The sequence below is a fragment of the Mycobacterium sp. NPDC003449 genome, from assembly GCF_053588415.1.
The window spans coordinates 1-1,003 of the sequence record NZ_JBSFPX010000396.1; the positions used below are offsets into that span (position 1 = coordinate 1).

The window sequence follows — 1,003 nt, forward strand, 5'->3', positions numbered from 1 at the left end:
TCCGACGAGAAGATCAGGATCAAGACGCTGTCGCTGGGTGTGGTGATCCCCGACATCACCTTCGAGCTGGCCAAGCGCAACGAGGACATGTACCTGTTCTCGCCCTACGACGTGGAACGCGTCTACGGTCTGCCGTTCGCCGACATCAACGTCACCGAGAAGTACTACGAGATGGTCGACAACGGCCAGATCCGCAAGACCAAGATCAAGGCCCGCGAGTTCTTCCAGACGCTGGCCGAGCTGCAGTTCGAGTCGGGCTACCCGTACATCATGTACGAGGACACGGTGAACCGGGCCAACCCCATCGAGGGCAAGATCACCCACAGCAACCTGTGCTCGGAGATCCTGCAGGTGTCGACGCCGTCGGTGTTCAACGACGACCTGTCCTATGCCAAAGTGGGCAAGGACATTTCGTGCAACCTGGGCTCGCTCAACATCGCCAAGACGATGGACTCGCCGGACTTCGCGCAGACCATCGAGGTGTCGATCCGGGCGTTGACCGCGGTGAGCGATCAGACCCACATCTGGTCGGTGCCCTCGATCGAGCAGGGCAACAACGACTCCCACGCGATCGGCCTCGGGCAGATGAACCTGCACGGCTACCTGGCCCGGGAACGGATCCACTACGGGTCCGAAGAGGGGGTCGACTTCACCAACATCTACTTCTACACCGTGCTCTACCACGCCCTGCGGGCCAGCAACCTCATCGCGATCGAACGCGGTAAGGCCTTCGGCGGGTTCGAGAAGTCGAAGTACGCCTCGGGCGAGTTCTTCGACAAGTACACCGAGCAGGCGTGGGAGCCCAAGACCGACAAGGTGCGCCAGATCTTCGCCGACGCCGGCATCCACGTTCCGACGCAGGACGATTGGCGTTCGTTGAAGGAGTCGGTGCAGGCGCACGGTATCTACAACCAGAACCTGCAGGCGGTTCCGCCGACCGGTTCGATCTCCTACATCAACCACTCGACGTCCTCGATCCACCCGGTGGCGAGCAAGATCGAGA

General features: G+C 61.2%; 1 pseudogene. It reads left to right on the forward strand.

The features are described 5' to 3' along the window. Positions 1 to 1,003, forward strand: a pseudogene (locus ACWDTP_RS38650) (class 1b ribonucleoside-diphosphate reductase subunit alpha); the annotation flags it as partial.